Origin of the sequence: Mycobacterium persicum (assembly GCF_002086675.1) — a bacterium.
Classification (GTDB): Bacteria; Actinomycetota; Actinomycetes; order Mycobacteriales; family Mycobacteriaceae; genus Mycobacterium; species Mycobacterium persicum.
Map to the genome: position 1 here is coordinate 1 of NZ_MVIF01000189.1, position 3,487 is coordinate 3,487.

Annotated in this window: 3 protein-coding genes and 1 pseudogene; all 4 read left to right on the forward strand. The window is 65.4% G+C overall.

From position 1 onward, the window contains the following. A partial coding sequence (gene sucB, locus BST40_RS27495; RefSeq protein ID WP_142276835.1) for a 2-oxoglutarate dehydrogenase, E2 component, dihydrolipoamide succinyltransferase occupies positions 1–1,238 on the forward strand: 1,238 nt, incomplete at its 5' end. A gap of 39 nt (positions 1,239–1,277) precedes the next feature. Then, positions 1,278–2,189, forward strand: a complete 912-nt coding sequence (locus tag BST40_RS27500) for a TIGR01777 family oxidoreductase (protein ID WP_075545235.1) — start codon at positions 1,278–1,280, stop codon at positions 2,187–2,189. Between the two features lie 111 nt (positions 2,190–2,300). Beyond that, complete coding sequence (locus BST40_RS27505; RefSeq protein ID WP_075545294.1) at positions 2,301–3,053, forward strand: flavodoxin family protein; 753 nt, start codon at positions 2,301–2,303, stop codon at positions 3,051–3,053. Positions 3,054–3,086: 33 nt separating this feature from the next. Beyond that, positions 3,087–3,487 (forward strand): annotated as a pseudogene (locus BST40_RS27510) (hypothetical protein); the annotation flags it as partial.

The following is a 3,487-nucleotide window of genomic DNA, read 5'->3' on the forward strand; positions in this document are numbered from 1 at the left end:
GGGCCGGCGGTCTGGGCAGCAGCACCGCCGACGAGGACGACGTCGTCCAGGTCGGTGGTGAGTTGGCGCGGATCGGCACCGGCTCCCACGCCGCCGCGCCGGCCGCACCCAAGCCGGCACCCGCACCCGAGGCCGAGCCTGAACCCAAGCCCAAGCCGGAACCCAAGCCCGAACCCAAGCCGGAGCCCGCCGCCAAGCCCGCTCCCGAACCCAAGCCCGAACCCAAGCCAGAACCCGCCACCGCGCCCGCGCCGAAGGCCGAAGCGCCTCCATCTCAGCCCGCGGCCCAAGGCGAAGCCGAAGGCACCCCGTACGTCACGCCGCTGGTGCGAAAGCTGGCCTCACAGCACAACATCGACCTCGCCGAGGTGACCGGCACCGGCGTCGGCGGCCGGATCCGTAAGCAGGACGTACTGGCCGCGGCAGAACAAAAGAAACCGGCCGCGCAGGCGCCGGCAGCTGCGCCGGCTGCCAAAGCGGCCGCACCGCCCGCCCCGGCCCCCGGGTTGGCGCATCTGCGCGGCACCACGGCGAAGGCCAGCCGGATCCGCCAGATCACCGCCAACAAGACTCGCGAGTCCTTGCAGGCGACGGCACAGCTGACGCAGACCCACGAAGTCGACATGACGAAGATCGTGGCGCTGCGCGCCCGGGCCAAGGCGGCGTTCGCCGAACGGGAGGGGGTGAATCTGACCTTCCTGCCGTTCTTCGCCCGAGCGGTCATCGACGCCCTCAAGATTCATCCCAACATCAACGCCAGCTACAACGAGCAGACCAAGGAGATCACCTACTACGACGCCGAGCACCTCGGTTTCGCCGTTGACACCGAGCAGGGCCTGCTGTCCCCCGTCATCCACAACGCCGGCGACTTGTCGCTGGCCGGGCTGGCCCGCGCGATTGCCGACATCGCCGCCCGCGCGCGGTCGGGCAACTTGAAGCCCGACGAGTTGTCCGGCGGCACGTTCACCATCACCAACATCGGCAGCCAGGGCGCCTTGTTCGACACCCCGATATTGGTGCCGCCGCAGGCCGCCATGTTGGGTACCGGAGCGATCGTCAAACGGCCCAGGGTGATCGTCGACTCCTTCGGCAACGAGTCGATCGGCGTGCGCTCCGTGTGCTATCTGCCACTGACCTACGACCATCGCCTCATCGACGGCGCGGATGCGGGACGATTCCTCAGCACCATCAAGCACCGCCTGGAAGAGGGAGCGTTCGAAGCAGACTTGGGTCTGTGATGGGCCGTCAAGAAGGGCCGAGAAAGGCTAGATGAAACGGTGCCCGAGACGGTTGTCGCGATAGCGGGTTCGTCCGGCTTGATCGGCTCGGCTTTGGCCGCCGCGCTTCGTGCCGCCGACCATACGGTGCTTCGCATCGTGCGCCGGACACCGGCGAATTCCGAAGAATTGCACTGGAATCCCGACAGCGGCGAGTTCGATCCCGACGTACTCAGCGGCGTCGACGCCGTGGTCAACCTGTGCGGCGTCAACATCGGCCGGCGCCGCTGGTCGGGAGCGTTCAAACAGAATCTGCGCGACAGCCGGATTACGCCCACCGAGGTACTGTCCGCCGCCGTCGCCGACGCCGGTGTCGGCACCCTGATCAACGCCAGCGCGGTGGGTTACTACGGAGACACCCGAAACCGCGTCGTCGACGAAAACGACTCAGCCGGAGGGGGTTTCCTGGCCCAGCTGTGTGTCGATTGGGAAGCCGCCACGCTGCCGGCCCAGTACGCCGGCACTCGTGTGGTGCTGGCCCGCACCGGGCTGGTGCTAGCTCCGGCCGGGGGCGCGCTGCGCCCGATGCGGCCGGCATTCTCGGTGGGCCTGGGGGCGCGGCTGGGCAGCGGCCGTCAGTACATGTCGTGGATCAGCCTCGAAGACGAGGTGCGGGCGCTGCTGTTCGCCATCTCCAACCCCGACCTGTCCGGGCCGGTGAACATGACCGGGCCGGCGCCGGTGACCAACGCCGAGTTCACCACCGCGCTCGGGCGGGCACTGAACCGCCCGACGCCGTTGATGCTGCCCGGGTTCGCGGTACGCGCCGCGCTCGGGGAGTTCGCCGACGAAGTACTGCTCAGCGGTCAGCGAGCCATCCCGGCCGCACTGGAAGAAACTGGTTTTCAGTTCCACCACAACACAATTGGAGAAGCCCTGCGCTACGCCACCGCGCGGCGCGACCACGCTTAGCACTCAGCTGTTTTTTGCTCGGCGTATTCCCTTCCGTTACGCGTTCATTCGTGTACTCTTCGCTTGCGGTCTCATCAAAATTCCACCAGCGGTCAACAAATGGAGAAACGCGTGGCGACGTCGGTATTCCACGACCTGAAAAAGGAAGGGCCGCTCTACGCGCTCTTTCTGAACTGCACCCTGAAAAATGCGCCGGAAGTTTCGAATACCGAGGCGCTGTGCAATCTGCTGATCGAGCGTCTGCGGGCGCACGAACCCGACATCGAAACCGAGATCGTCCGGGTCGTCGACTACAACGTCAAGCCCGGAGTGATGAACGACGAGGGCGACGGGGACGAGTGGCCGGCGATCCTGGAAAAGGTCAAGCGCTGCAACATCATCGTGCCCGCAATGCCGATCTGGATGGGCGTGCGGTCGTCGGTGATGCAGCGGGTGATCGAAAGGCTCGACGGCACCACCAAGACGGTGATGTGCGAACGGACCGGCCAGTTCCCGCTCTACGGGTCGGTGGCAGGCATCGTGGTCACCGGTAACGAGGACGGTAGCCATGACTGTGTGGCCAACACTTTCGCCAACCTCCTGCACTTCGGCGCGACAGTCCCACCCAATACCGACGTGTACTGGGTCGGTGACGCCGGACCCGGAGCCAGCTACATCGAGGCCGGCGGCGAGTTGTCCCCGTACGTGCGCCGTAACGCCGAGCTGACCGCGCTCAACCTGCTCTTTGCGGCAAAGCTGTTGCGAGCCAACCCCTACACCATCAACATCGCCGAACATAACGCAAAGATGATGGCACGCAACAAAGTCAAGGAAGCGGCCATGAAGCTCGCGATCAAGCATATGCGCGAAAACATGCCAGACTGAACCGGCAGTGGATTCGGTCTGAAAGCCAGCGTCATGCGGTCGTCCGGAGATCCGGTTCCCAGTATCAGCGAGGCCGCGGCCACTGGGGAAATCGCGGACCTCTATGCCGACATCCGCCAAACGCTCGGAATGACTTTTGTCAACCTGATCTGGCGTAATCTCGCCTCGATCCCCGGTGCGTTGCGCTGGACCTGGGAGACGATGAAATCCCTCTATGCCAATGGCGTGGTGTACTGGGAAGCCGACGCGCTGCGCCGCGGGCAAGAGTTGCCGCCGATACCGCAACTCAGCGTTGCCGCGCTACAATCCGTCGGAATCGGAGCCGATGACCAAAATGTCATCCGCACAACACTTTCCGGGTATGACACCGGCAATCCGCTCAACCTGGTGGGGTTCTGCGCCGTCCGGGCCCGGCTGCACGGCCTGACCCCGCC